The 26614-nt window shown below is 41.3% G+C and carries 28 protein-coding genes; 27 read left to right on the top strand and 1 reads right to left on the bottom strand.

All coding sequences use genetic code 11. The annotated features are described in order from the left end of the window. Positions 1 to 188 precede the first annotated feature (188 nt). From AAH582_RS12050 to AAH582_RS12040, 3 genes are all read left to right on the top strand, one after another. Positions 189 to 485: a hypothetical protein gene (locus AAH582_RS12050; RefSeq protein WP_343322302.1), complete on the top strand. Its 297-nt coding sequence runs from the start codon at positions 189 to 191 to the stop codon at positions 483 to 485. Positions 486 to 580: 95 nt separating this feature from the next. Next, positions 581 to 1015: a hypothetical protein gene (locus AAH582_RS12045; RefSeq protein ID WP_343322301.1), complete on the top strand. Its 435-nt coding sequence runs from the start codon at positions 581 to 583 to the stop codon at positions 1013 to 1015. Positions 1016 to 1157: 142 nt separating this feature from the next. Continuing rightward, complete coding sequence (locus AAH582_RS12040) at positions 1158 to 1667, top strand: hypothetical protein (RefSeq protein ID WP_343322300.1); 510 nt, start codon at positions 1158 to 1160, stop codon at positions 1665 to 1667. An 85-nt stretch (positions 1668 to 1752) separates the two neighbouring features. Here AAH582_RS12040 and AAH582_RS12035 read toward each other — a convergent pair whose 3' ends face one another. Continuing rightward, the gene (locus AAH582_RS12035; protein ID WP_343322299.1) at positions 1753 to 1968 is read right to left on the bottom strand and encodes a hypothetical protein; all 216 of its coding nucleotides are present in this window, start codon (positions 1966 to 1968) and stop codon (positions 1753 to 1755) included. 606 nt (positions 1969 to 2574) lie between these two features. Between AAH582_RS12035 and AAH582_RS12030 the strand changes: the two genes are divergently transcribed. From AAH582_RS12030 to AAH582_RS11915, 24 genes are all read left to right on the top strand, one after another. Further along, positions 2575 to 3111 (top strand): hypothetical protein, encoded by a 537-nt coding sequence (locus tag AAH582_RS12030; RefSeq protein WP_343322298.1) that lies wholly within the window; start codon positions 2575 to 2577, stop codon positions 3109 to 3111. After that, on the top strand, positions 3108 to 3491 hold the full coding sequence (locus AAH582_RS12025) for a hypothetical protein (RefSeq protein ID WP_343322297.1): 384 nt from the start codon (positions 3108 to 3110) through the stop codon (positions 3489 to 3491). Before AAH582_RS12030 ends, AAH582_RS12025 begins: the two co-directional genes overlap by 4 nt. A gap of 278 nt (positions 3492 to 3769) precedes the next feature. Further along, the gene (locus tag AAH582_RS12020) at positions 3770 to 4669 is read left to right on the top strand and encodes a S49 family peptidase (protein WP_343322296.1); all 900 of its coding nucleotides are present in this window, start codon (positions 3770 to 3772) and stop codon (positions 4667 to 4669) included. A gap of 25 nt (positions 4670 to 4694) precedes the next feature. Further along, the gene (locus tag AAH582_RS12015; protein ID WP_343322295.1) at positions 4695 to 6227 is read left to right on the top strand and encodes a hypothetical protein; all 1533 of its coding nucleotides are present in this window, start codon (positions 4695 to 4697) and stop codon (positions 6225 to 6227) included. 69 nt (positions 6228 to 6296) lie between these two features. Then, on the top strand, positions 6297 to 6851 hold the full coding sequence (locus AAH582_RS12010; RefSeq protein WP_343322294.1) for a hypothetical protein: 555 nt from the start codon (positions 6297 to 6299) through the stop codon (positions 6849 to 6851). Between the two features lie 55 nt (positions 6852 to 6906). Further along, a complete protein-coding gene (locus AAH582_RS12005) occupies positions 6907 to 7968 on the top strand; it encodes a helix-turn-helix domain-containing protein (RefSeq protein WP_343322293.1) in 1062 nt (353 codons plus the stop codon). Continuing rightward, the gene (locus AAH582_RS12000; RefSeq protein WP_343322292.1) at positions 7958 to 8413 is read left to right on the top strand and encodes a YcbK family protein; all 456 of its coding nucleotides are present in this window, start codon (positions 7958 to 7960) and stop codon (positions 8411 to 8413) included. The genes AAH582_RS12005 and AAH582_RS12000 overlap by 11 nt, the downstream gene beginning before the upstream one ends. Continuing rightward, the gene (locus AAH582_RS11995; protein ID WP_343322291.1) at positions 8413 to 9129 is read left to right on the top strand and encodes a hypothetical protein; all 717 of its coding nucleotides are present in this window, start codon (positions 8413 to 8415) and stop codon (positions 9127 to 9129) included. The genes AAH582_RS12000 and AAH582_RS11995 overlap by 1 nt, the downstream gene beginning before the upstream one ends. A 30-nt stretch (positions 9130 to 9159) precedes the next feature. Then, positions 9160 to 9798 (top strand): hypothetical protein, encoded by a 639-nt coding sequence (locus AAH582_RS11990; RefSeq protein ID WP_343322290.1) that lies wholly within the window; start codon positions 9160 to 9162, stop codon positions 9796 to 9798. 50 nt (positions 9799 to 9848) lie between these two features. Then, positions 9849 to 10796: a hypothetical protein gene (locus tag AAH582_RS11985; protein ID WP_343322289.1), complete on the top strand. Its 948-nt coding sequence runs from the start codon at positions 9849 to 9851 to the stop codon at positions 10794 to 10796. Between the two features lie 12 nt (positions 10797 to 10808). Continuing rightward, complete coding sequence (locus AAH582_RS11980) at positions 10809 to 12572, top strand: hypothetical protein (RefSeq protein ID WP_343322288.1); 1764 nt, start codon at positions 10809 to 10811, stop codon at positions 12570 to 12572. A gap of 69 nt (positions 12573 to 12641) precedes the next feature. After that, the gene (locus AAH582_RS11975) at positions 12642 to 12932 is read left to right on the top strand and encodes a hypothetical protein (RefSeq protein WP_343322287.1); all 291 of its coding nucleotides are present in this window, start codon (positions 12642 to 12644) and stop codon (positions 12930 to 12932) included. Then, on the top strand, positions 12922 to 14343 hold the full coding sequence (locus AAH582_RS11970) for a hypothetical protein (protein WP_343322286.1): 1422 nt from the start codon (positions 12922 to 12924) through the stop codon (positions 14341 to 14343). Before AAH582_RS11975 ends, AAH582_RS11970 begins: the two co-directional genes overlap by 11 nt. Positions 14344 to 14359: 16 nt before the next feature. Then, complete coding sequence (locus tag AAH582_RS11965; protein WP_343322285.1) at positions 14360 to 15304, top strand: DUF6712 family protein; 945 nt, start codon at positions 14360 to 14362, stop codon at positions 15302 to 15304. Positions 15305 to 15307: 3 nt separating this feature from the next. Next, positions 15308 to 16177 (top strand): hypothetical protein, encoded by an 870-nt coding sequence (locus AAH582_RS11960; RefSeq protein WP_343322284.1) that lies wholly within the window; start codon positions 15308 to 15310, stop codon positions 16175 to 16177. Next, positions 16174 to 16602, top strand: a complete 429-nt coding sequence (locus AAH582_RS11955; RefSeq protein ID WP_343322283.1) for a hypothetical protein — start codon at positions 16174 to 16176, stop codon at positions 16600 to 16602. Before AAH582_RS11960 ends, AAH582_RS11955 begins: the two co-directional genes overlap by 4 nt. Before the next feature lie 9 nt (positions 16603 to 16611). Continuing rightward, complete coding sequence (locus tag AAH582_RS11950; RefSeq protein WP_343322282.1) at positions 16612 to 16920, top strand: hypothetical protein; 309 nt, start codon at positions 16612 to 16614, stop codon at positions 16918 to 16920. 60 nt (positions 16921 to 16980) lie between these two features. Next, a complete protein-coding gene (locus AAH582_RS11945) occupies positions 16981 to 17979 on the top strand; it encodes a hypothetical protein (RefSeq protein ID WP_343322281.1) in 999 nt (332 codons plus the stop codon). A gap of 381 nt (positions 17980 to 18360) precedes the next feature. Further along, positions 18361 to 18735 (top strand): hypothetical protein, encoded by a 375-nt coding sequence (locus AAH582_RS11940; protein ID WP_343322280.1) that lies wholly within the window; start codon positions 18361 to 18363, stop codon positions 18733 to 18735. Then, positions 18728 to 22606, top strand: a complete 3879-nt coding sequence (locus AAH582_RS11935) for a phage tail tape measure protein (RefSeq protein WP_343322279.1) — start codon at positions 18728 to 18730, stop codon at positions 22604 to 22606. The genes AAH582_RS11940 and AAH582_RS11935 overlap by 8 nt, the downstream gene beginning before the upstream one ends. Positions 22607 to 22646: 40 nt before the next feature. Next, the gene (locus tag AAH582_RS11930; RefSeq protein WP_343322278.1) at positions 22647 to 24494 is read left to right on the top strand and encodes a hypothetical protein; all 1848 of its coding nucleotides are present in this window, start codon (positions 22647 to 22649) and stop codon (positions 24492 to 24494) included. A 44-nt stretch (positions 24495 to 24538) separates the two neighbouring features. Further along, entirely contained in the window at positions 24539 to 24856 is a 318-nt protein-coding gene (locus tag AAH582_RS11925) for a hypothetical protein (protein WP_343322277.1), read from the top strand. Next, positions 24853 to 25551 (top strand): hypothetical protein, encoded by a 699-nt coding sequence (locus AAH582_RS11920; protein WP_343322276.1) that lies wholly within the window; start codon positions 24853 to 24855, stop codon positions 25549 to 25551. The genes AAH582_RS11925 and AAH582_RS11920 overlap by 4 nt, the downstream gene beginning before the upstream one ends. A 1-nt stretch (position 25552) precedes the next feature. After that, positions 25553 to 26605 carry a hypothetical protein gene (locus tag AAH582_RS11915; RefSeq protein WP_343322275.1) on the top strand — a complete coding sequence of 351 codons (1053 nt, stop codon included), beginning with the start codon at positions 25553 to 25555 and terminating at the stop codon, positions 26603 to 26605. The last annotated feature ends 9 nt before the right edge of the window (positions 26606 to 26614 follow it).

The following is a 26614-nucleotide window of genomic DNA, read 5'->3' as shown; positions in this document are numbered from 1 at the left end:
CGTCAATTTACTATGAAGGCGAGCGTATCGCAGTACAGATCGAAGTGGACGGCCAAAAAAGGGTTATATTCTCCGGATCAAAGAGACTAAAAGAACAGATACTACAAGTTCCAAAGAGCGGATTCCCTTTTCACACAACGATAATTGAAGAAAATGACATGCACTTATTTAGTTAAAATCAAAAAAAAATGAACCAAATAGAAATTGAAAATAAGATCCAGGAACTACGGATCAGAAAAAGTAGCCTTGAATCGAACATAACCGACATCGATAAAAAAATACAACACCTTCGGCAATTGGAGCGAGAACTAGAGGATCCACACGCCCTAATCCCAAAGCAGTATAATACTATTGACGAATGGTTGGACGGTCATCCATTTCCCAATGCAGTAAATGCGATGAGGTGTAAAAATAAAGCTGAAGCTTATAGGGTACAGTTAACTTGCAACACTTATCAGGAGAGCTACCATATTGTGAAACTATAATGGGAAATTGGAGAACTATTGTTGCTCATAATACGGAATCCCTTATAAAAAAGACTATTTAAACCTGTAACTAGCAACACTTAAAAAAGAATAAAATGACAAGAAAAGAATTAGAATCAGCTTGCCGGTTCATGATGGCATTTGAATCGGACTTGAGCATCGAAGATATTAACAGAACATTTGGCGTTCAACTGGAAGAGTCTTCTAGCCATGAGCAGGCGTTATCCGCTTATCTAGAAAACGCTTCCATAAAATTAGATGAATACCCAAATAATAAGCTTAAAATTGCAAAAGAAACTATTACAGATATGAAACAGTATAAACACTTTGGTAAAAATTCGGCTGTAATAATTGTAATAGCCAAAGATCTTGATACGGCAAAGGTTATAATCAAAGATAAGCTAGAATATGAAGTCGAAAATTTCTATGGAGATACAGAGGATCATTTCAATTTTGAAGCATATCCCATATACGAATCCCCAATCGTCGAAGGTTTAGTCTTCCATCAACGAGATAATTCTTGGGATTAATGATATTGGATCAATAGAAAGAGAGGTTGAAAATGATAATATCAGAAATTCATGAAGAGGCAAGCCTGGATTAAATCCAGGCTTTTCTTTTTTACGTATTTCCAACATATGTAAAAACTAATATTATTAGCAATTTTACTTCATGGAAATATTGAATATAGAATACAGATCAAAAACCTTAGAAATATATTACGAGATTGACTGTCCGGAAGTCAAAACTATTAGTCTAGACTATTTTGTTTACGGAAAGTCTGGCCAAAAATATACATTCCGCCAATACTATGGGCGTTGGGAGCATATAGGCAGTAATCTCCCCAGATCATTGGCCGATGCCATTATTGACGCCCTGATATACAAGCATGAAAAAAACTTACTGGCACTTTGTTACTATAATGGGACACGCCAAATAATATCCATACATAATTTGGAGCATACAGGTCAAGATTACGCATACAGTTTGATGGTCAATAATATTGATTTAGGCGAAATGAAATGGTCTAGATCATACGGATGGGAACATGATCTGCGCGTAAAGTTGACAGCTCAATGGTTTGGAATTACAGAAATCGATATCATTACAGACATGATCGAAAGAGGCGAAATACCGTGGGTTAAGAGGATTCCCAAAACAATTATCGCTAAAAACAGTTAAAATTTTTCTGACCTTGCGGCTAATACTAATATTTTTAGTATAATTACGGTAACTAAAGAATTATGCTATGGAAGAAACTAACATTTTAAAAGATGAGCTGAACTATTTGCCGAAGGAATCGATAATTCAATTGCTTAATCATTCCCACGATAAACATATGGCCATACGTGATAAGGTCGAGGAAATATTCCTTTCCATGACTCATGGGCGCATCGAGAGATCCACCCTTTCGACTGCCGAGATGCTGACCATCATTAGCACACTTCTCGGGCGCCTTTAACCTCCACTCTCCGCCTTTCATTGGTTGAATTTCCAGCGCTCGCGTAGCAGCGCAAAATAGCAGCTGGCCCCAAAGGCCGGCTGCACCTTTTTATATCCCGCTGCCGTCCCGGCCTTTTCCCTTTAACCCTTTAATTCTTTTAACCTTAAAATTTTTGTAATTCTGTAAACAAATAAAAAACAATAAGATAAAGGAATGATTTACAGAATATTAAGTGATTACAAAAAAATGTAACATAAAATAAGAAGATTACAAAAAAATGTAATAGTTACAACCCTATTTTAAAGATTACAAAATCAAAAAAAAATTGTAACCTAAAAATCAGACAAATATTACAACATAAACAACTGAATATCAATGTGAAATTACAGGTTTACAGAATTACAGAAAAATTGCTTATTTTTTAGGTACACGTTGCAAACAGTGTCGAAGCAAATTGGTTTTTTTAGTTCCAAAATTTATTACACGAATTTCCGATTTGAGAGGAAAAACATGTGTGCCATGATCTTAAAAAAACGGAATAATCTGTTTAAATAAAACAGGTTAATTACACTAAATATCAACACATTAAATTCCGATTAAAGCGGAGAAATAAGTATCTTTGATTGTACCAATTTCGAAGTATTTATGAATGTTTTTTGCCATATAAAAAAAGATATCCTGCGTGACTATCTGCACTACCTTTTTGCCTATGAAAATGATGCGTTCAGCATCTTTCGAGATACCAAGGTCGGGAAGTTTATATGCTCAATGGTGAAGTATTCAGACTTCCCTGTTGAGCAAAAATTTGATCCCGATAAATCCGTCAGTTTTAAGCTGCCAAAAACATCGGCCATGCCCGGGTTATTCCAACGGTTCTGCTATATCTCTATAGACGATCAGCAAAAGATCGAAGATTACATCACAGCTACGTTTGAAAACGATTGGATCCAGTTTTATTACAACGGAATGGCCTTAAAGATGAAGCAAAAGGATGTAATCCAAACTTACATTCTATCCAGAAAGCTGACCTCAAAAATCGGAGATCCCGAGCAACTGAAAAAAAGACAATACCGATCAGAGGAAAAGCAGATCAAGCAGCTTTATGAAAGACTGGCCAAACGTGTCCGCATCCAAAATGCAGCTATCAAAAAAGTAATTAACGAATATCAAGATGCCCTATGAAATTGATCGAATCGATTCAGTACGCTCCAGCAGATCAGATCGTACGCTGGATACCCGCTGGCCACAGCATTACAGTACAGCCGTTGAACGGATGGACAGAGCTGCCTATGCATGTAGCTTCCGGAGAATATACACACTCCAGTAAGCTAGATAAATCTGGAAGATTGCATACCATAACGATCAGTGCCAGATTAAAAGACAATGTCGAAGCTCCTGAGCTTGTCATTGTCAAGGTTAATTTTTGCGATGGAACCAATGTAATTGTCGGATCTCCCGATGTTCCAGTTGATATCAGCGACAATAACACACTATTTATTAACACAATAAGTATATCGCACAATTCCATAACCCCACCGCTGAATGAAAAAAAGACAGTATAAAAAGGGCTATTCAAGAAATATGGTGGCCTATTACCATCTATCGAACTTTGTGTTAATTAGTGAACGGTATGGGCTTTACGGTCATAGGGTGCTTTATAAACATAAACACACAGGCGAAATAATACCAAATCATATAATTCAATCTCTCAAACAAATAGAGCAGCAAAAATTCTGGAATTTTATCAAAAAAATCTTCCCTACGGAGTAAAAAATGCCCCTCAAAACGTCCTTTCCTAGCCTAGCCTGCTTCAACACCTTTGCATCAAATCATAAGAATTATGCAAAGGAAACTAGCGGGCAATTGGCAATTCCATTTATTATCCACCATCCTCAAAGGTCATTTCATGATATCGCCGAAAGAGGCACAAGGTTTCTTGTCCCAGGCTAAAGGTATCATTGCCAGCAATGGTGTTTTCTCCAATCAGATCCAGGAGCTCAAACAAATAGACATCCGTGCTTTCTCCGCCGGATCAGATGAAGAAGTAAGTGCGGAAGTTGATACCGAGCAAAAGCGTGTTGTAGTGCTTCCTATAAAAGGTGTAATGCTGAAATATGGAACCATGTGTACATACGGCATGGATGAGATCGCTCATTACATCAGACATTTTGCAGCCAAAGAAAATGTATCTGGTATCGTCTTGGATATCGATACTGGAGGAGGTGCCTGTAACGCTGTGCCCCCGTTATTAGATGCGATAAAGTATACGCAATCGCTCGGCAAGCCTATTGTATCTTCTATTGATTCAGCCTACTCTGCCGGATATTGGACAGCTGCTGCAACTGATCGTATTTTCCTCGACAATGACACAGTATCTGGTACAGGATCTATCGGTGTAATGATATCTTATCTGGATCCAATTCCATATTACGAAAAAGAGGGCGCAAAATACCATGAGGTATACGCAGATCAGTCTGCAGACAAGAACAAACCATTCCAGGAATTTTTAAAGGGAGAATATGATCTTATCCGCAAGGAGATGCTCAATCCCCTGGCTGATAAATTCCATGCAGCAGTAAAAGCTGGCCGGCCTAACCTTAAGTATGAAACACAGGGTGTGCTTACCGGCGCAACCTTCGATTCCGAGAAATCTATTGACCTGGGGCTGGCTGATCAGCTAGGTGGTCTCAAAGCAGCGATTGATTACGTCAATGTCCAATACTGGACCAATCACAAATAATTTTTTCATCCTAAATCACTTAACTATGAATTTTAAAAAAATCAAAGCTATTTTCTTAAAGGCGATTGGGGTAACAACTTTGGCAGATAACAAATTATCTGATGAACAAGAAGCTACCTTAAAAACAGTATTCGGAGAAAGTGCGCTTGCAGCTTTCAAAGAGGGCTTGTCTGCCGAAGATCCGGAGACCAAATCACAATCTATCCATGCTGCCATGAAAGAGTTTTTTACTGCTGAAGCTAATCAGGCTACTGCTGACATTTCGGCCCAGTTACAGGCTCTTAAAGCTGAAAACGATCGTCTTAAATCAGAAAACAATAACAATCGACAAACTATCGCGACATTATTGGATACTCCGGAAGATCTACCGAATGCTGAAAACTTGGATGATTTAGGTCAACAAGCATCTAAACCATTGAAGGTAAACACAACAGCGTCACATTATTCACGTGCTATCGCATATACGCGTACAGGTGTGGCTCCAACCGGTAAAGGTTCTATTGAGGTGGCGGATTTACGCAGAGAGTTCGGCACCTACCTTTCGCAGGGTGTAAACAACCTTGATATCATTAAACAGATCTTCAACGGTTTTACCTCTCAAAAGTATTTCAAATCCGTTCCTGCTACTACTGAATACCGTGCTGTACAATCGATGATCAATTCAGTAGTTCAACAGTTCAAACCGAAATGGACGCCAAAAGGCAATGCTAAATTCACGCCTTTAAGAATTCCAAATTTCCGTCACAAGATCAACGTTCCAATCTACCCGTCAGATGTGGTAGATAGCTACATGTTCCATCTGTATGATGAATCGTTGACACCTAGTCAGATGCCAATTTCTAAATACATCATCAATCAGTTGATTTTGCCCAGAATCTTGGATGATATCGAACTTCGAATGATCTTCAAAGGTAAATATGTAGAATCAACAGATGACGAGGCAACCCCTGCCGAAGATTCAATGGATGGGATCGAAACTCTCCTGATCAAGGAGAAAGCCAAAGCTGGTACACGTATTAATTTCTTTGCAAAAACAATAAACTGGGTAACAGCTACCGATGCTGAGGTGGTAAAATTTGTAGAAGAATTCGCGGACTTCGTTGATGATAAGCTTAAGATCAGAATGATCATGGCTTCAAAATTTGTTAAAAAGCGTTATCAACGAGCGTATGAAAAAGTTTACGGCGGAGGCACAAAGCAAGTTGGTGGAATGAATCCAAATGCGGAAGTCGATTACGTAGAAATGGAAATTGTTCACCTTGACGGTATGGGAAATTCTCCAATCCTGATCGCTACAGTTCCGGACAATATGGTGAAGCTCCGCCACATTAATGAAGCTCCAAACATTATCAACAAAGTAGTTGAAGGTCACTACAACCTTGATATTGTTGGGGAATTCTGGTTATCGGCAGGATTTGCAATTGCAGAAGCTGTGTTTGCATACGTACCTGATGGATATGATCCACAAGCAGGATTAAAACCAGATGCAGAGTTTCCTGACGGTACCTTACCGGTAACTGGTTCTGAGGGATCAGGATCCGCTGGCGGTGGCGTATAACAATCAACCAAAATCACAATAGGGGCTTCGGCCCCTTTTACCCATTCACAATCAACTAACGAAAATATTATGGCAATTAAAGTTTCACTGCGAAAAAAATCAGCAGCTCCAAAAGCCAAAGAAGGTGTTATCCAGCTTGTTCATTATGATGACATCGCCACATTTCCTGCTCGTACAGAAGATGATATCGTGGTCACCGGAAATATTACCTTGAAGCCAAACGCAAAAGCCATTGCGATTGAAGTAACAGCTCAGTCCATCGATATCGCTAATGATCCTGACGGGGATCCAGATGCTGAGGGTGTAGTTCAAAAATTGGTTTTTGAACATCCTGGTGTTCAGGTAGACTCGGAATTATTTTTCCAAAAATACCTCGGCAAACCTTTTATCGCACTTTCGAACGACTGCTCCGGAGAAGGTACCCGAGTTATCGGCTGGAAGTGTAATCCTATTTACTTGTCTCCTGCCGGTCAGGATAATAATGATGCTGCTAAGACTACGGTTACAATGGCACAACAGGTACGATCAAGGCTTCGTGCTGGATTCTATAGAGGTACGGCTATTCCAAACGAAGATTGGAATGATGTCTCAGGATCTACCGGATCTGGCGGTGCTGGAGTATAAAACAAATTAGTAAACCAAGTGCCGGTAACCTACCGGCACTCAATATAATAAGCCAATGAACTTATCAGAAAAAGAAAGCAAAATTTTAGCCCTGGTCATCGCGGGGGTATCCGTTGCCAGCGCCATTGCTGAGCAATCAGAACTATCTGTAGGATCAGTAAATGCGGTATTAAATTCACTGATCAATAAAGAACTTATCCTACGTAACGAAGATAAATCGGTATCGCTTACAGCAAAAGGTATCGAATATAAAGCTAGTATCAATGAAAGCAATCAAGCTTCCAAAGAGCCTAAAGTAGAAGAAAACAGCTCGGTTGATGCTATCCAAACCGAGCGGCAGCAACCTATCGCAGTCGTAATTCCCTATCTTAAATCAGAAGCAGCTGGAGAAGAGCTCCGTTACACACTGCGCTCCTGGGCAGATCACTTCCTTGCTGATCATCGCATCATTATTGTCGGTGATAAAGAAGATTGGTTTTCTCCGGATATCACCCACATCCCATTGGATCCAGTGTTGATTTTGGAAGACTGCAACTGTGCAGCCCCGGCTGAAATCAGAAACCCACAAGCTGATGTAACAAATAAGATCCTGACGCTTATCGCCTCGGGAGAAGTAACTGGAGATTTCATTTTGACAAATGATGACATCTATCTGGCTGGCCCTACAGCGTTGATCGATATCCAGGTGCTCAAAGCATTTGGAGACCTCGAAGATCACGCCAAAGGGACATCGCTGTTTTGTCAAAACTCCCTCCGTACCAAACAGGCATTGGCAAAAGAAGGGTTATCCACATATCATTACGGCACACATACGCCAATGTTTGTGAACGCAGAGATCCTTGCGGAAGTGATTGAGAAATTCAATGCCACTGAAAAAGGGTATCTGCTTACATCGTTGTATTTCAATTACCGGTTCCCTGACGCGCGGCCAATCCAGATTACCGGGAACATTCAAGATGGTTTACTCGCATCGGTATACCGTGATAATGTTGAACCCCTAATGATGTTTGATCTATTCTACAAGCGGAAATTTATCAACTGCAATACCAGAGGTTGGCTCTCAGTCAAAAATGTTATTGCAAAAGTATTCCCCCAACCTTCGAAATATGAGCAATAAAAAGATATTGGTTACCGGCATTCTAGCGCTTGCCCTAACCTGCGGAATTAAAACAGACGGCGATTATCTTGAATTCAATAAGAATACGCCAGACGTTCAGATCACCACAAACTTTCGTTTGCATGAGTTCCTGACAAAAAATCAAAAGAACTCATTTACCCGGATCAACGCTAACATCATTGCGGAGGTTCAGGATCTGCGGGATATATTCGGTTCTGCCATCGGTATTTCCAGCAGCTACCGATCTGCTGAATATAATCGGTCTGTCAACGGAGCGACTTCAAGTCAGCACATTTTAGGCAATGCCCTGGACACTTATCCGATAAATGGCAATATCGCTGCTTGGAAGAAAGTCGTCAAAGACAATAAGAAGTCCGGCGGTACCGGTTATTACAGAACATTTGTTCACATCGACACAGGTCGTACTAGATTCTGGAACGGATAATGCTTTCATCTTTAGTTTATAATTGGTTATTAGGCGGAGCTGACCCAACGGTCGGCCTTCGCTTATTTATGGACTACACGGATCCGAATAAGTCCATCGCTAACATTGTATCAAAGAATCCTGAAAAGCACGTACAGCTCCTAAAAACAGCTTTATTTAAAAAAGCAGATATACCGCTTGACTTTCAGGTAAACAAGTCTCATATTGAATCCAAAGCGGCTGTCATAAAAAAGAGTCAGGAGTCCAATAGAAAGGAACAATATAAACTGCGCACACAATGGCCATTCCTGGCTGATCCGGATTGCCCACTTGAATTAAAGCTGCTTATTTCAGATAAGATCACCATCTATTCCAATTGTGTAAAAGCATACGAATCATTATCGGACGTTCAAGAAAATCAGCTATGTGACCAATTGCGGATCCTGGTCACAAACTTTGTAGACAATCATAAAATATACAGGGAGCTGCAACATTACAAGACAACCAAAACAACATTGGGCGATCATCCGATATTCGCCCAGATCAAGCGAATAAAGGATCTTCGGAATTTAAACACAATGGATCTCTTCAAAAAGAAGAAAAATATTGAAAATAACCTTTGGCGAAACAAATCCAAACTAAAAAAAGAAAACCGACCAGATCTAGTCAGGCAACGGAACGAAAAAATAAAAGAGCTCCAGATGCAATTGGCAGAAGTGAACAGATTATTAGAATAAAAACAGTATAATTGATAAAAATTATTTTAAATGGAAAATGGAAAATTATTACTATTCGCAAACGGAGAATCTTATTATTTATCTCATTCTTTAGATTTAAAATTTGAATATTTAAGGAAGGTGTATAGGAAACTCAATGATGATAGTGAACTCTACGACTTTTTTAATTTTATGACTTTAGCTTCATCCATACTAGAGCTAAGTCTAAATTATATAACATTATATAAATGTGTGGAAATTTATGGGGTTGATAAGTATAAGTCAATGGTTGACATATATTCTAAACTATCATTCGCAGATAAAATAAAACTATTTCCTTCGATTTATTCTTTCGGAAAGTATCATACAAATTTAGAAAGCAGGTCAATAAAAGAAATTCTTCAATTTATAACAAAAAGAAATAAGTTAATGCACCCAAAACCTGAATTTTTAGAAGTAAAAAATAATATACCACAAGATCGTGCAGCTGACTTTGAAAATTTAATTAAAGTACTTAATGAAAAAGTTATAGATACTTTACATTTCCAATTCGAAATACCAGAATCGAGTTTTCTAAAGTTGGATTATCTAAGTTGTAAAAAGTTGGCTGAAGCTCTAGGTGACTATAAAAATAATTATTTCTACATTCTTATATCCAAAGAAATTAGCCAGACCGACATGATCGTATAAAAAATATTTCCGTCCTTTCCCTGCCGCTATGTTAGTGGCATTTTTGTTTTATGGAGGAAAACAGACCCATAAAACACGCTAATCTCAACCTATCGGATGAAGAGTGGGACAAGTTGGAAACCCTCTCCGCTCTGGGGTATTCCAATGATAAGATCGCCTTATATTTCGGTATCAACAAAACCGTCTTCAGACAGATAGCTGAAGACGGCAACACCTTTCTAGCAGAACGCCTGGAAGCCGGTAAGCTCAAACAGGATATGGACGAAAGGCTTGCCTTGTACAATGTTGCTTTATCTGGAGACGTACCAGCGCAAAAGCAGATCCATGAGATCAAGCGCAGCCGTGCATTCAAAATCTCCAAGATGGATATCTTCGGAACCTTTGAACATCGCCATATCCTTGAAAAATTAAACGATTATATCCAGGCAGGCAAAGCTATCGCTGATATCAGCGTCGAAGAGCAGCTCTATATCGATGCGTTGATCTTTATCCGTGACATGGACAGCATTTACGGCCGTCGGGCTACTGTCGATTTCTTTGTCAAAAACTTTGGATTGAAGCATCAGCGTGCCTCCCAGATGTATGATGAAGCTGTAAACCTATTCTATGGTGATCGTAACATCAACAAAAAAGCCCTACGCCACAAGTTTGCCGAACGCTTGGAGATGGCAGCAAACGTTGTGGCTCAAAATGCAGAATCCTCACGGGATTATGAGGTGTACGGAAACCTGACCAAACAGGCTGCAACACTTCTGGAACTGGACAAGCCAGATGTCAACAAACTTCCGAAAGAAATCTATCAGCCTTCTGTAAAACTATTCACGCTCAGTACCGAATTGGCTGGACTTCCACTGATCAATAGAAATGAACTAGCCGCAGAAATTGACGCGCTTGATCAACCTGAATCTGTCAAATCTAACTTACGTCAGGATGCTATGCTGGAGCAAATTAAGCTGCTTGACAAGTTTGATATCATCGAAGAAGAATTCAAAAAATAATAAACCTATCCCATGGCTTGGAGACCCAAAATAAAAAAGACTGCTGATATCGCTATAGCTTACATGAACTGGCTTGCCCAGATGGCGCTGATGATCCTGCCAAAATTTCTATACATGGTATTGGGACGTGGATCTGCTAAAACAACAGAGATTCTTGTGGAGCGTCTGATCGCCATAGCCGAAGATATGCCGGGGGCTCCGATTGTGTGGGTTTCGGATACCTATTCCAATTTACAGAAAAACGTTCTGCCGTCGGTATTGGAGGGCCTCGAACGCAAAGGCTATAGAGAAGGTATCCACTACGTTATTGGGAAACAGCCCCCCGAATTTTCTGAAGCGGAGAAAGAAGATCTGCCACCGGAATTAAAGGAACATTTTTGGAAACCATACAACCGCCTTGTCACCTATAAGCATACCATGATCTGGTATACCGGATTGAACGTGACGTTTGGATCACTGGATCGTCCAGCTAGTCTGGCGGGTAGATCTTACGTGCACGTGATCGGTGATGAGGTAAAGTATTTCCCAGAGCACAAGATCGCAAACCTGATGAAAGCCTTGAGGGGATATATAATAAAGTATGGTAAATCACCTTTCTATCTTGGCCATACATTCACCACCGATATGCCCAACACGGCCAATATTGGGGAATATGACTGGATCTTAAAACAGGTCAACAAGATGCGCAAGTGGGGAATTTTGCGTGTACTCAAAGCAGCATTCGTCCTTAATGAAGCTATCCAAGAGAGGATCTATTATCAGCAAAAAAATGATCTGGAAGAGACAGCCAAAAAGCTTCGTACAGAAGAGCGATGGAGAGAACGTTGGCGGATGGCCCGAATGCATAAGGATGGCAGCACCTTATTTTTCATAGCCTCTTCCTTGGTCAATGTGGATATCCTTACTCCAAATTGGTTTGCTGATGCAGTAGCCAGTGATCTGGGTGATGTGGATACAGCTATTTTATCGCTTAAGCCTTCCCTGGAATCCGGTGACCGTTTCTACGCGAACATTGCCGATATTCATTTTTACAAAGATGGCCTTGATCCAAAGTGGCATGATCGGTTTGGAATAGCTGATGTTGCCGATTGTAGGGAATTAAAGTGTCTGAATCGAAAAAGAGCGATCGAGGGTGGTTTGGACTTCGGAAATATGATGTCATTGACAATCGGCCAGCCAAAGCCAAACAATGAATATCGGGTTTTAAAATTCATGCATGTACTATCGCCAAAGCATATCGTTCATCTGGCTGCTGAATTCCGGGAATATTTCGATACACAGGAAGAGAAAGTGCTAAACCTGTATTATGACCGTGCTGGTAATAATCAAAAAGATGCTGGAGTCGATCAGGCCACGGCTTTTAAAAATGCGGTTGAATGGGTGACCAATGAAAAGACCAAGACAAGAACCCGTACAAAGTGGAAAGTAAACCTGCTTTCCAGGAATCAGGGCATCATCCCGCAACAGGAAGAATATATTTTCATGCAAACTATTTTTGGTGGATTTAACAAAAAACTGCCAAAGATATTTATTGATATGTACCAGTGCAAACCATTAAAAGCATCCCTAGAACTGGCACGTACAAAAATAAAACCTACCAAAACTGGCGGTAAGATGATTACCAAAAATAAAACATCGGAGTCACTGCCGATACATCGTCTTCCAATGGAGTCTACCAATCCGTCAGATAGTTTTAAATACCTCGTGATGCGCCGGGAGTGGCGTGCCCTGGTTAAGTCAAAAGCGACCAATATCGAAGATACTTCATCGGTATAGATCGTCTGATATGTCCTTTATCACCTTACCTAGAAAGAGCACCTTTGAATAAAATAAAAGGTGCTTTATATGACTATTTACGAAGCGATAGCGGAAATGCGGAGACTGTCCAAATTGAACAGATCCTTTTCTTTTAGCTTTTATAGCTATTCGCTTACCCGTAACCATACATCAGGAATCGTGACAGTTTACAATGCTAGACTGAGAAAGCGGGGCCGTGTGGAAGATAACCGGTACGCAGAGCTTCAGGAAGAATACATCAACCTGGACACAATGGAACCACGTCACTTTTGGCACTGCTGCCTGCAATCATTCAACGGACAATCACTCACATTTACAACTTCAGAAGATGGACAATAAACCTCAAATAAAATCAATATCAAAAGATGCTGTTGCTATCCATCTTGCGGATGGAGACGTATACACCATATCATCTAGTTATAAAACAGACGATAACTTTTCCACAAGGCTATCGTCATTTACCAATAGCTGGGAATCCGATCCCGCTATCGTGATGGGCAAAGAGATCGTACCCTATGGTCACAACAATGATCTTCCGACGATCATCAAACGGATCATGGACAAGTCAAATATCGGCCCGGGTATATTGAAGCGGAAAATTGGACTCCAATATGGCGATGGCCCAAAGCTGTATACCGAAAAAATCAATGACGATAATCAGGAAGTCCGGATACCGATCCGCGATGCAGAGATTGAAGCCTGGCTGGAGTCATGGGATTTTGACCGTTATCACGATATGATCTTGACCGAATTCACTTATGGTGAGGGCTTCTTTTCGCGTTGGTACCGTAACCGTACAAACAAGCTTTCTGACGATCAGCTGGAAGATATTGAAGCAATGGGAATCAAGACAAAAAATAAGATCCTCAAACTTGAATGTGTCCCTGCTTCCTGGGCTCGCTTAGGTTGGCCAAAACATCCGGAAAAAAGGCTAGAGAATGTCGATACAATTTATGTGGGTGATTTCGAAAATAACTGCATGCGATCAGGTATTGCTACCTATCCAGTGCTTGATAAGAAAAAGCCTTTTAAAAATCGTGTTTCAATGACCTATCATAACTTGTACAGTTATGCACGGGCATTTTATTCCATTCCCTCCTATTACGGAACGCTGCCCTGGCTAGAGACAGCTTCCGATATCCCCGATGTAATCAATTATCTGACTGAAAATGGAATTACAGCAGCCTACCATATCCACAGCCCGCAGGCTTACTGGGACGATAAGCGCCAAAAGTTTGAAGATCGATATCCAGAGGAAACCGATGCTCAGATAAGTAAGCGTGTTGAAGATCTCAAAGCGGAACTTTTTCAACGTATAGCGAATACTCTTGCGGGGAAAGCAAACACGGGCAAATTTATCCAAACAGTAGATTTCTACGATGCCGATAATAACCTATGTAAATGGACTGTTGAGCCTATCGAACAATCCATCAAAGATTTTATCGAAGCTCAGGTCAAGATCTCTGAAAAAGCCGATTCAGCAGCAACCTCCGGAATGGGATTGCACCCTACCCTTGCGAATCTGGTCACGACAAATGGTCTGAGCGGCGGCAGCCAGCAGCTATACGCTATGAAATTCCATGTACTGACCGATGTGAATAAGCCCGAAAAGGTAATTTTTCAGGCGTTAAATGATGCTATTGCGATCAATTGGCCGGATAAAAAACATATCAAAATGGGTTTTGCGCGCAAAATCATCATGAAGGAAGATGAGGTATCCCCCAAGAACCGAGTAACAAACAACGTATAACCTAGATACATACATTATGTTGATATCAACTACTGAAGAACTAAAAGAATTGACCGGATCTTGGTATGCTTCCAACGAATTTGATCCGATCATGCAGGATATCGAAGATGAAACCGACGATCTGGCATTGATTGTGGGTGATGATATCATTGACAAGGCAAGGGAGATTCAGGATAAGACCGATCCGAGTGAAAATGAACAGAAACTTTTGAAACTGGTCAAAAGGCCGATCGCCATCATGGCCGTGTTGCGCTTCTACCAGTCAAATCTTGTATCTCATGATCAGTCCACCCGAAAGATCAAGATCGATAAGGAAAACGAATCTGTTCCTTGGGAATGGATGCTGGATAAGGACGATGAAGCGCACCTCAATAAGGCACAGCGGGCGATAGACAGATTGATCTCGTTTCTGGACAAATCAGATTTCACCGAATGGAAAGAAAGCGATGCTAAAAAAGAAGCAAAATCATTGTTTGTCAATTCAACAAAGGTTTTTGGAGAATATTATCCGATAGATAATTCGGCACGATTCTATTACATGGCCATACCATTGTTGCGTGAAGTGCAAACATTGCATCTAAAGGAGGTGTTGGGATCTGATTACAAAATTTTGCTTGATGCTTTTCAGGAAAATGAAGTATTATCGGAATATGAGGCGACGCTATTGGATTATGCACGCCGTGCTCAGGCTCTGGCAACAGTTGCCCTGGCTGTACGCCGGCTCAACGCCAAGGTACTACCGGAAGGAATTGTCAAAAGCTTAAAATCATCGTCTCAGACAGTCAACGCTTCACGTGCAGCAATCACAAAAGAGATCGATTATTTCAGCAAGCGCATGGAAGCCGATGCATTTACCTCGATCGATAAGATCAAGCGATATCGATTCCGCAACAGTCCGGAGTATCTCAATTATCAGATGTTGCCAAATCATGACCCAAAAGATAAATTTCTAAGTACGTAGCTAATGAATACGATCGAGATCCCAGACAAAAATATTGTGATGGAGATTCCTTCCAGCTGGGATGAATGTTCGCGTGAGCAGACTTATTTTCTCTTGGAAAAGGCTTTTAAGGTGATATCGGGCAAGCTGTCCATTGGCATGTTCCGTATAATCGCTTTTCAGCATTTCACCGGTTTAAAATTTGGCATGTCTTACCGGATCAAACAGCGATTAGGACTCAATCAGAAAGTCAATTCGGAAATTGCCCGCCTTTCAAAAATCTATTGTGACTGGATATTTGAGGAAGATGAGGACCAATATCATTTGACATTTGATTCAGTTATCAATTATTTTCCACAGCTAAACGGCTACTATGGGCCTGCAGATCTGCTGGCTGATCTGACCTTTGGAGAATTTCAGCAGGCACTGGTATTGATGAATGAGTATACCGAAAGCCAAGACAGTGAATACCCTACTGATCACTCGCTGTACGAATTTATAAAACTGCTCTACCGGCCAAAAGTCAAAGGGCTGCGTGTGTCATTAACAGGATATCGGGATAATAAAACATTTAAATACGTTCCGGACTGGAAGCTTAAAGTTACACTGATGTGGTTCACAAACTGCATACAGGCAATCAAAGAAGAAGATCTCCACATAAGTGGTGTTGAAGTCAATTTCAGTCCATTATTCCCCGCTGAAGAAAAACCGAAATCAAAAAGGAAAGGGCTCAACCTTGGGTGGAATGGAATTTTACTAGATGTGGCCGAGTCCGGTGTTTTTGGAAAAGCAGCTGAAGTCAATGAAACACCGCTCTACGAAATTTTATTCTATCTCCTCAAAAAACAGGATGATCATAAACAACAGATGGACGCAATAAATAAAAACAGATGATAAACGTAAATCAATTTAGACAGCTCTGCGTGGATATCGTTCCGGCTATTGGAATAAACGGCTATGTGATGGCCAGTACATACGAGCAGGGTACAAAAAAGCTAAAAGATAAGGCAGGATTAATCTTGGTCGGTGTATATCCCGCTTATCATTTTGATGGAAATGTGGATGCCAGCAGAACAATAAATGAAATGCTGCTATACATCGTGACCAGACAGATCGAAGGCGGCAGCGATGAGCAGGAAATAAAGCAATATGCCGATACGCTTGAAGCAATGATAAAGCTAAAAGATTACCTTTTCGGTACAAAAGAAAACAGCTATTGCCAAAGATTTCCGCATATTGATGCTGAATCATTACAGATCGATCCTGAATACAATATATTTGGTGGTTATATTGGTTATTCAATTAAATTTACTTGCTAACTTTACATCATGGGAATCCTTAAAAAATTGAAGAAAAAACCTGCGAGCATTACCATCGGTAGCGCGGCAAATCTGTTTTTATTGATCGATAAAATGAAACAGAACGGAATATTGAAAACAACTGATACTGGTGTTTTTTATACTTTCCCTGAGGTGCTACAGACGGGACACAATCCAAAGGCACTGCTGCGAAACCTATATATCTATGGCCGTAATACAGGTTTGCTCAAAATGGGCGATATCCTGACCGTTAGGGATATGGATGATCCTCATCCAGCTCTGGCAACAGTACTGGCAGATGAAGTTTCGATACTTTAAATACAAAAGCATTCAAATGAATGCTTTTTTGCTATATTAGGCATTCAAAAATTTAGCCATATGATTGATTTGTTATTCCTTGATACTTACCATGTATCAAGCGCCGAAGATTTGAGAGATTGGTATATAGTTTCCAAAGATTTTGTATTGCCTACTTTAGCAATATTTTTTTCTATTAAAGCTGTTTACTGGGGTATTAAAAGGCAAAACGATATCCAATTTAAAAATAAAGAGAAAGAACAAGTTGAAGAGAGAGAAATTTTGAAAGATATTATTTTGGAGAATAATCCTTTACTGATTGACGCTATCGACAATTCTATAAATGCTTTGCATAAGAATGTTAACGCTCTTGATCTCGCAAATGTTTCGAACTTCACCATAACGACAATTAGTAATGTGCACTTCAAGATAGTACGAGGCTTTGGTTATTTGAGGATATTTGAAACAATTAACAGGCATGACGATGACCAGTCGAAAGCATTTTCAAAATACTGGGTGGCAGTAGACTCTTTTGAGAAAAATTATGACAGACTTACATCATATCTTGAGATGGCGCATGAAAAATTTTACAAACACAACAGTAACTTAAATGATTTGACCCATTTAATTGCTATAGAGACATCAGATAATATTCACACTATACTACCTCCTTTTACAACAACACAGTTTCCAGAAGAATCATTAGAAACGGATCCAGCTTTGAGGTTTGCTATACGTTCACATGAAATTACCAATGAATTTAATATATCGCATGCCCCCCAGCTTGTTAAATTAAAATGGTTTTTACAGCAATTGTTTGATTTGAAAAACGACAAAAGTATATCAAAAATTCTAAAATCAGATTATGTTCAAAAATTAGAGCGAGGACTTGCAATATTAAATAGCATGGAAAGCATACTTAAGTCAGCAAAGGCATCTGTTGAACATTACATTTCAATATTCGAGAAAAACAAAACTGCTATCGAAAACTTTCATAACATACTTGGTACAAAAATGAAATACTCCCTACCTGCAAAGAAGACCTTGTGGGAAAAAATAAGGAATTGGCTTATGTATTAGTTTATAATACCGAATTCTAATTAAAAACTACCGAGATATCAGGGCTAGAATATCTAAAAACACCCCAAGAACCTGTTAATCAATCGATTTTACCTACCCGGCGAAAACATCTTTTTTGCTCACTCACGTTCGACAGCAGCCCGCCCTGAGGGTGGAATGCACTTGCACTGGAAGAAAAAAAGGGTGATATATGACAACACCCCTTATAAAACGGCCTTTAAATAGCATTAAAGGCCGTTTTTGATTCAACATCATTTCCTTTCAGTCATTAAAATCGATGCAAAAGGCAGCTACATACCATACTACCAACTTGTAACCCTCACCCCCTGTCCTTTCCCTGCCCTCGGCTGGTATCTACCTTCGGATATCAACACGAACAGCATGTCACTTGAATCTACATTTATCCGAAACGTACTGAAGGAAGAGGGCCAGCGTTTGAAGCGTAACGCAGGCAAGGCGATATCCAGGGAGGTTAAGTTTCATACCAAACGCTTACTCGATGACCGAACTATCGAAGTACTGGACACACCTGCCAGCGGTGGTACGCTTGTCTATACTGTACCTGCCTATAATCGCCTACTGGATATCAAACAGGAGCGCAAGAAGAAGTCAGGAATAGGTACGTCCCTTCGATCCCTTCGTATTTATAATCGCTTTGTTTACGGTGCATACTACTCTATTGCCTTTAGGGTAGCCAATGACTTTACCGATGAGGTGAAAGCACAGATCAGGCAGATCGGAGGTGCTAATGGCTAAGAAGCTTTCAACAGAAGATCTGGTATTGAATATTATCGTAAACGGTAATAAGGCACAGAGTGAGATCGGTAAGCTAGCTAGATCCCTACGTGATACCAAAGCAGATCTAAAGGGTGCCACCGACGAAATGAAGCAACTGGAAAAGCAGGGTAAAACCAATAGCTCCAGGTACCAGACCTTACGTGCTGAGGTGGAGAAATACAACGCTGCCATCGCTGAGGCAAAACGTAAACTCAATGAACTGAATCAGTCATTAAAGCTGGAGGATCAGAATGAGAAACAGCTGGAGCAAACCCTTAAAAGGTTGATATCACTCCGTAAACAATCGATACCCGATTCAGAAGACTATCAGTCCTATCTAGCGCAGATCGAATTGGTACGCAATAGGCTGAATGAATTACGTCAGGGAGCCGAAGGTGCTGGTCAGGGTATCATGAATGCCGGCGATAAACTGACCCGATATATCGGTGCCCTTGTTGCCGGTGGCGCTTCCCTCGTTTCGGTATGGACAGGCATTAAAGCTGTTTCAGAAGAATACCTCAAGTTTGATGATATCCTTGCTGATGTCATGAAAACAACCAACTTGACAAGGGGCGGTGTTGAGCAATTGAATGGTGAGCTTGAAAAGATCCAGACCCGAACCAGTCAGGATGACCTGCTCGGGATTAGCCGTATAGCCGGTAAATTGGGCTATACAGATATCAGCGAGATTACGGAGTTCGTCGAAGCGAATAACAAGATCATCGTATCCCTTAATGAAGATTTGGGTGGAAACGTAGAAGAGACGATCAATAAAATAGGTAAGCTGGTCGATATCTTTAAGCTAAAAGACCTATATACGACTGAAGATGCATTCTTAAAAGTCGGATCCGCTATCAATGCACTTGGTATGGCCAGTACTGCCAACGAGGGCTATATGGTCGAGTTCTCCCGTCGTATGGCCGGTGTTGCTCCTTTGGCAGGTGTCACCATTGAGCAGATCCTCGGACTCGGTGCAACGCTCGATCAGCTCGGACAAACAGAAGAGGTGTCCTCAACAGCACTTTCGAAGCTATTCATCAAGATGGCCAGCGATGCCAAGACGTATAGCAAATACGCTGGGATGAGCATCACGGATTTCAAAAAGCTGCTGGAAGAAGACTTCATGGGTGCTTTCGTCAAAGTGATGAAAGGCGTTAAAACTAACTCTAACGGCATTAACGAACTTGCCAGCACCTTAGGTGATCTGGGTGAAGATTCCGGACGTGTGGTAGGTGTGTTGGGAACATTGGCCAACAATGCCGGCATATTAGAAAAACAGATTGAAATGTCCAATCAAGCTTTCTCGGACGGTACTTCGATCACTGATGAATATAACATCAAAAACCAAACAGCAGCTGCACGTTTGGAAATGGCCCAAAAAGAAGCGTTGAAATATCGACGCGAATTAGGAGAAAAGCTTTGGCCCATATTGATTGAGGGAAATAGCATTCAAACGACTTTCCTCAGGATCCTTTCCTCTACTGTCGGATTTTTGATTGAGAACTATAAAGCGATCGGTATCCTTACTGTTGCTATCGCAGGATGGACGATTGCGGCCAACTGGAATGCAATTGCCCAATATGCACAGGCCAAAGCGACAACTGTTGCCACTGTTGCCACACGTTTGTGGAACGCAGCACTATCGGCCAATCCCATCGGATTAGTGGTGACTGCTATTGCGACACTGACGGCAGCGCTATACCTAAAAGGCCAGCGCATCAGTGCTGCTACCCTCTTTCAGGAAAAATATAATGATGCACTTAAACAGGGTGAAAATGCTGTAGAAGCAGAACGGGGAGCACTTGAACGAAATTTGGCCGTCGCTACCGACAAAAATCGATCGGACAAAGAAAGGATAACTGCCGTCAATCAGCTGCGGAAATTGATGCCAGATCATCTAAAATCCTACGATGATGAAGCAATCAAAGCTGGCAAAGCAACAAAAGCTGTTAAAGATTACGTGCAGGAGTTGATTAAACGCGCTACTCTAACCGCCATGCAGTCGAAGCTTGAATCACTCGCTGCTGAAAAACGGGATCTACTCGATGCAAAACAACGCGGTTTTAATAAGGCATCCTTGAAGGAAAGATGGGAAGCCTTAAATGGTGATACGTTTTTCTCTGGTGACTGGGAAAAAGCTTATAAGGATGACGTAGACAAGCGTATCAAAGCTGTCGAAGTACAGGAGCTCCGATTCGGTCAGGAGACTTTAAAAATACAGACAGATCTTGAAAAAAACCTTTCGGTGATCCCTGGATCAGAGGATGATGGAAATAAAGTCACCAAAGGAGATAAAGAAGCGGAGAAGGCTGCTAAAAAAGCGGCTAGAGAAGCTGCAAAAGCAGCAAAGGCAGCAGAACGGGAAAGGAAAGCGCAAGAACGACAGGATAATAAAATCGAAAAAGAGCAAGATTATTGGAATTCATTAGATGAAGTACAGAACGAGGGTATGGATAAGCAGCTTGCCGATCTGGAAAAAAAATACAAGGAATACCTGCGTACCACAAAAGACAACCTGGAAGGCCGTCAAAAGGTAGCTGAAACTTATGCAGCTCTTCGATTGAAGCGTGAACATGAAATTGACCAGGAATCGGCAAAGGCGGATCTGGATAGGCAAAAGCAAGCAGCTGAACAAAAGGCTCAGCAGACAGTTACTGATCTTGATAGGGAATATTTGTTGAAAATTCAGGAAATAAGTGATTCTACAACTACTGAAGAAGAAAAAAACAATAAATTAAAAGCATTAGAAGAAGAAAATAGAGTAGCAAAGGAAAATGCACAGCAGCAAGACTTAACAGCTAGATACATCATGTTGGAGGCAGCTATCGCTGTTGGAGATCTCGAAATTGAAGAAGCTAAACGTGTTGCGGAGGAAAAAGCGAAAATACAGTCACAAATGGTAAACTTATCAATTGCTCAAGCCCAACGAGAGCGTGATAAGAGATTACAGATTGAGAAACAATTAAGAGATGCTACCTATGATATTAAAGTTGAGACGGCGAAAGCATACGAAGCTGGATTTCAGATTGTAGGACAGTTTTTCGAAGAAAACACAGCTGCTGCAAAAATATTTTTGGTTTTAGAAAAAGCAGCAGCGGCAGCGTCTTTAATTATTAATCTTCAAAAAGAGATATCGTCTTACCATCTGGCTGCTGCTGCAATGACTGCGATAAATCCATATTTAGGAGCTGCATACAAAGCGCTGGCGCTTAAACAAATAATTGCGGCAAAAATACGTACTGGTGTTTCCTTGGCAACCATAGCAGCTACAACAATAAAAGGTATAACAGCATCTAGCTCGAATTCCTCATCCAGCAGTAGTTCTTCCAGCCCAACTTCATCAAGCAATAATCAAAGAGTATCGGGCCGTGAAGATGGAGGGTATTTTGATGTCACAAGGGAACAGGATAAAAAAGAGTTCCGGGCAAAGAGCAGTCCTAAACAGCGCGGCTACATTGGCAAACCGACCGTACTTGTTGGCGAGTCCGGTCGCGAATGGGTTGCCAATGATAAGCTTGTTACCAATCCAACGACAGGCCCTTTAATAGCCTGGCTAGACAGTGTGCAGCGCAATGGAGCCATCAATCCGTCAATGCTATCGAACGTGATCAGATCGACAATGATGCCTGGCCGTGCCTCCGGTGGATCGTTCTCCAATAACGATAACAGCCCCTCGATGCCTTTCTACGATCCCCGCATGATCGAGGTCCTCGACATGCTTTCAACACGGGTCAATGAGCTTGGCGATAAGATGCAGAATATCCGGGCAGATGTATCCCTGCTTGGTAAAAATGGTTTTATCGAACAGATGCGACAGCTGGAGTCGGATCAGGACGCTGGCAGCCTCTAATGTCCTTTAATAGAGCATAGCACGGATTTACCTTCGTGCTATGCTTGAAATCAAGGTTAACAATATCACTATTGATCTTCCGGAAGATATTTCGGTCGCTATCACCGTCGAAAATCCGATGTTTACAACGGAAAAATTGCCGTTGCCTTTTTCTCTCTCGTTTGACCTCCCCCCGACCCCAAAAAACTTAAAGGTATTCAAACATATCAATCGACTGGGAGCACATAAAGGCGATAGCCTATTCCAGCCCTATTCTTCGAAAATCTACTTCCAGTCGATATTGATACAGGACGGGGTAATGAATGCTACCAATGCCGAAAAATCGATCAAAGTACAGTTCACCGGTGTTGACTTCAATGAGAACCTAAAAAAGGCACTCTTTGTAAAAGAACTTGGAACAGCGAATTTCGCGGGAGATTCTACGGCAGGATATAACAATACAAGTTCGTACTACTATAGCTATCGTCAATGGGCAACGGCGCATGCTTACAATACGTCAAACGACTATATATTCGCCCCGATCGCTGTCAAAACAAATGAAGATGAATTTGGATATTATTCGGCGAAAGTACGTGGCTTTGCCGATCCACGTGATGGTGTGATGTATTATTCCAATGTGGTCAATCAGCCGTACTTTATGATAAGAGATATTTACCTAAACTGCTTCAATGGGACAAACCAGAGCTTTTATTATCCGGGCGGGACAGTAGGTTATCACTCCTTAATGTACCCTCAATTCAGGTTGGGGTACATCATTAACCGGCTGATCGGCTCAGCGTTGACGACATCGCCTTTTGATTCCGGAATATTGCGAGATGTGCTGCTGCCAACTTTTTATCTTCCAAATGTTGGCAATTGGTCGATGTATGGCCCTTGGGTATCTTCTGATTATGGAGCTGTTCCAGCCTACCTAAAATTGCAGGATGTGATGCCAGATCTCGATGCGAATAAATTCCTTCAGATGATTTTCAATGTATTCTGCATGACCTTGCTTGCGGAAAAAGGTAAATTCCAGATCGTCCATAACAAAGATATCCTCACCCGGACGATTCGCCATAATTGGTCGGACAAATTGATGTATCAGGCCGATATATCGTCGGACTCAGGCAAATACTATGATTATGGTTTCAATGACCAGAAATCGTTTACGGATAATGTCTCATACCGAACAGTAGATACACTGGAGGAAATGCATGAAGATCATTTCGAACTTATCAACCACGAAGATGTATACGAAAAGCTATTCTATATCACCAGTACCCAGCAATACATCATGAAAAAAGGATATTGGAGAAGAGTGCTGACCAATAACGTCGAATCCTGGGAATTAATTGCTGCTTATGAATTCAAAGGTTTTGAACCGATCAAGAAGCCGGACGTTGGCGATCGGGATAAGTACAATGCACGCACCGATATCACCCAGCTATACCTCATCCCTTCGATCTATTTCCCAGATACGGACTTGCATCCGGATGAAAAGAAATACTGGATCGTTCCGAAATGGGATCCTGATCAGGGTGATGGCAATACCATTCTGTCACGAAATGTCAGATCCTCTGCCCTATCGCTTTTACTTTATGCTGGCACCAAACAGGTTGATGGAAAAAATTATCCGTTTTTATCGCCCTATGAAAACGCGAACCTCAGTCTCAACTGGGAAGGGACAAAAGGTCTATTAAACAAGTTCCACAAAGAGTTCAAGGAATGGAACGAAAAGGCCAAAGTCCGGGTTAATGGTACATTCCTGCTTTCACCACTAGAACTTAACAGATTATCGATCATTGATAAGGTACACTTTCAGGGCCGTAATTTCTATATCGAAAAATTGCAGTACACCATACGACGGGATCGCATTGATCCGGTGGTCGCTGACCTGATCGAGGTATGATCCGTTGTCCTTTACTATTAAGCCATATAAGAGCACTTTTGAACATGATTAAGATATTCCAAACCATTTTAGCCGGACTGCGAAAAGATGTAAAGCTCACGCTTATGGCTCTTACATTGGCCGTCCTGATATCTTGGGGAATATCGGGCGAAGTACGGGTCAAGAATAGCCGTGATAATTGCGATGAAGACCGGAAAAATGACCTCAAGGAAAAAGAAGAATTACAGGCTGAGATACGGGCTGTAAATAAAAAGTTCCAGGATGCATTTTTCGAACGTGAACAAATGCAGCGCAAGGCATCAGAGAACGATTCGGCAATCAGGGAAACAGCACAACGAGACATTAATAAAGTATTACCATGAAAAAGACAACAATCATCCTAATAGTAGCTTTGGTCGCATGCCTTGTTGCTATTTTTATTTTATCCAGGAATTGGATCCGTTCCGAAAAGGAATATAAGAATTTAAACAGTGCCTACCAGCAAGCTCTGTTATCCGGTAATGTCGCACCACTTCATATCCGGGATACAATCTACGATACTGTTGCCGGCACAGTGACCTATCTATTCAATCCCATACAGACCGAGAAGCCGGTAACCAATTACGTATCGAAAGGATTGGCGGATACTTTGGCACGCGCCCTAGGTGTGGCCACTGAAAAGATTGACCGGTTACAGTCGGAACTTGTGAGCATAAAAGGCAAAGGCAAAGGCGAACGCTATACGGATACCCTCACTAAAATGAAGTGGCTGGCGATGAAAGATCCCGTATTTGACATAAAGGTTAATCTTGAGAATGATTCGATATATACAGGTGCTAACATTGCTCTTGATCGAGCATATGCCCCCTATAAAAAGAACATCTTTAGCCGTTACGAATATCGCAGTGTCATTCGAGCCAGGGATCCCCGCGTCACCATTTCGAATCTATACGATGTGAATAAGGTTCCCAAATCTCCTCGCTGGGGCATCAGTTTTATTGGTGGCCCTGTAGTAACCCCAAAAGGTTTATCGTACGGTGTGGGCGTTGGATTAACCTATGACTTAATTTCATTTTAATATGATCACGATCAAGTCCAAACCAGATCCCTTAAATTATTCGATCAGCCTGCCCCCGATCAAAGTTACTTCCGATAAACCCGAAGTCACTGTCAAGCTATTGGATGGCACCACGGAAGTTATCGAGGAAACATACAATCCATTCGATGCTGTAACGGAATTGGTACTGAAATTCGCTTTGCTTATCGATGATCTACTTACGATCGATAAACCGGGGCCTGATCTGGTAACAGTCCATGAGCAGGGATATCGGTCTTATACCGTCCAGATCACCGACACTGAGGGCACGGAAGAAATCACGTTTAAAGTGATCAAAGGTTTTTGGGTGCGCCAGCCTGTCGATATCGAATTCAAGATTGCGAACTTCTGGCTGAATATCGCGAGCCTTCCGCAATCGGTTAAAACACATCAACCGGTCTACCTTACTGCCCTCCCCGCCTCCGCTATCACAGTCAAAGTTGATTGCGTTTACGACGATGGCAGCACAGCAACCTATACACACGGATCCCTTGTAGATTCGAAGCTTCAGACGATCGATGTCGCAGCTTACCTGATGCAACAAAAATCAACAAAGAAGCTTGTTCAGTATACAGTTTATGGACTGAAGGGAACAGTTTTACAATTAGCAAAACAGGTTTTCATAGTCGAGCATTACAATCACCTGATACACGACTTTTTCGTCTGGCGGAACCGGCTTGGAGGATTCGATTCCCTGGTCATGTCCGGAGAAGAAAAGTCGACTTTTAAAAATGAAACCTCAGTAGCATTGATGGACGAATACAATATCGAATATGCCGGTACCAGGACACGAACAGTAAAGAAGAATTCAGGCTATATCCAAAGCCGTCAGCACCGAATGATTTTGATCGATTTCGCCTTCTCAAAACAGCGGTACCATTATTTGGATGGCGCAATGCGAGCAATTACGGTAAAGGATCCAGCTGTCGATATCACAAAGAACTCGGTCAACGAGGTTGACTTTGAATTCACCTATTCGGATACGCTACTGGCCTATCCATACCTAGATCAAGCACCGAACTATTTACAACTATAATTTTACGAT

The sequence above is a fragment of the Sphingobacterium multivorum genome (assembly GCF_039511225.1).
Lineage (GTDB): Bacteria > Bacteroidota > Bacteroidia > Sphingobacteriales > Sphingobacteriaceae > Sphingobacterium.
The sequence above is the reverse complement of the archived record's forward strand: the minus strand, read 5'-3'. Positions and strand labels throughout refer to the sequence as shown.

Excerpts from the sequence above, each read along its gene's own strand:
- AAH582_RS11960 (WP_343322284.1), top strand. The coding sequence starts at position 15,308 with ATGAATACGATCGAGATCCCAGACAAAAATATTGTGATGGAGATTCCT.
- AAH582_RS12030 (WP_343322298.1), top strand. The coding sequence starts at position 2,575 with ATGAATGTTTTTTGCCATATAAAAAAAGATATCCTGCGTGACTATCTG.
- AAH582_RS11940 (WP_343322280.1), top strand. The coding sequence starts at position 18,361 with ATGTCACTTGAATCTACATTTATCCGAAACGTACTGAAGGAAGAGGGC.
- AAH582_RS11980 (WP_343322288.1), top strand. The coding sequence starts at position 10,809 with ATGGCTTGGAGACCCAAAATAAAAAAGACTGCTGATATCGCTATAGCT.
- AAH582_RS12005 (WP_343322293.1), top strand. The coding sequence starts at position 6,907 with ATGAACTTATCAGAAAAAGAAAGCAAAATTTTAGCCCTGGTCATCGCG.
- AAH582_RS11950 (WP_343322282.1), top strand. The coding sequence starts at position 16,612 with ATGGGAATCCTTAAAAAATTGAAGAAAAAACCTGCGAGCATTACCATC.
- AAH582_RS12050 (WP_343322302.1), top strand. The coding sequence starts at position 189 with ATGAACCAAATAGAAATTGAAAATAAGATCCAGGAACTACGGATCAGA.
- AAH582_RS11945 (WP_343322281.1), top strand. The coding sequence starts at position 16,981 with ATGATTGATTTGTTATTCCTTGATACTTACCATGTATCAAGCGCCGAA.
- AAH582_RS11970 (WP_343322286.1), top strand. The coding sequence starts at position 12,922 with ATGGACAATAAACCTCAAATAAAATCAATATCAAAAGATGCTGTTGCT.
- AAH582_RS12045 (WP_343322301.1), top strand. The coding sequence starts at position 581 with ATGACAAGAAAAGAATTAGAATCAGCTTGCCGGTTCATGATGGCATTT.
- AAH582_RS12000 (WP_343322292.1), top strand. The coding sequence starts at position 7,958 with ATGAGCAATAAAAAGATATTGGTTACCGGCATTCTAGCGCTTGCCCTA.
- AAH582_RS11925 (WP_343322277.1), top strand. The coding sequence starts at position 24,539 with ATGATTAAGATATTCCAAACCATTTTAGCCGGACTGCGAAAAGATGTA.
- AAH582_RS11930 (WP_343322278.1), top strand. The coding sequence starts at position 22,647 with ATGCTTGAAATCAAGGTTAACAATATCACTATTGATCTTCCGGAAGAT.
- AAH582_RS11955 (WP_343322283.1), top strand. The coding sequence starts at position 16,174 with ATGATAAACGTAAATCAATTTAGACAGCTCTGCGTGGATATCGTTCCG.
- AAH582_RS12015 (WP_343322295.1), top strand. The coding sequence starts at position 4,695 with ATGAATTTTAAAAAAATCAAAGCTATTTTCTTAAAGGCGATTGGGGTA.
- AAH582_RS11990 (WP_343322290.1), top strand. The coding sequence starts at position 9,160 with ATGGAAAATGGAAAATTATTACTATTCGCAAACGGAGAATCTTATTAT.
- AAH582_RS12020 (WP_343322296.1), top strand. The coding sequence starts at position 3,770 with ATGCAAAGGAAACTAGCGGGCAATTGGCAATTCCATTTATTATCCACC.
- AAH582_RS11965 (WP_343322285.1), top strand. The coding sequence starts at position 14,360 with ATGTTGATATCAACTACTGAAGAACTAAAAGAATTGACCGGATCTTGG.
- AAH582_RS11920 (WP_343322276.1), top strand. The coding sequence starts at position 24,853 with ATGAAAAAGACAACAATCATCCTAATAGTAGCTTTGGTCGCATGCCTT.
- AAH582_RS11935 (WP_343322279.1), top strand. The coding sequence starts at position 18,728 with ATGGCTAAGAAGCTTTCAACAGAAGATCTGGTATTGAATATTATCGTA.
- AAH582_RS12040 (WP_343322300.1), top strand. The coding sequence starts at position 1,158 with ATGGAAATATTGAATATAGAATACAGATCAAAAACCTTAGAAATATAT.
- AAH582_RS11985 (WP_343322289.1), top strand. The coding sequence starts at position 9,849 with ATGGAGGAAAACAGACCCATAAAACACGCTAATCTCAACCTATCGGAT.
- AAH582_RS11975 (WP_343322287.1), top strand. The coding sequence starts at position 12,642 with ATGACTATTTACGAAGCGATAGCGGAAATGCGGAGACTGTCCAAATTG.
- AAH582_RS12025 (WP_343322297.1), top strand. The coding sequence starts at position 3,108 with ATGAAATTGATCGAATCGATTCAGTACGCTCCAGCAGATCAGATCGTA.
- AAH582_RS11995 (WP_343322291.1), top strand. The coding sequence starts at position 8,413 with ATGCTTTCATCTTTAGTTTATAATTGGTTATTAGGCGGAGCTGACCCA.
- AAH582_RS11915 (WP_343322275.1), top strand. The coding sequence starts at position 25,553 with ATGATCACGATCAAGTCCAAACCAGATCCCTTAAATTATTCGATCAGC.
- AAH582_RS12035 (WP_343322299.1), bottom strand. The coding sequence starts at position 1,968 with ATGAAAGGCGGAGAGTGGAGGTTAAAGGCGCCCGAGAAGTGTGCTAAT.
- AAH582_RS12010 (WP_343322294.1), top strand. The coding sequence starts at position 6,297 with ATGGCAATTAAAGTTTCACTGCGAAAAAAATCAGCAGCTCCAAAAGCC.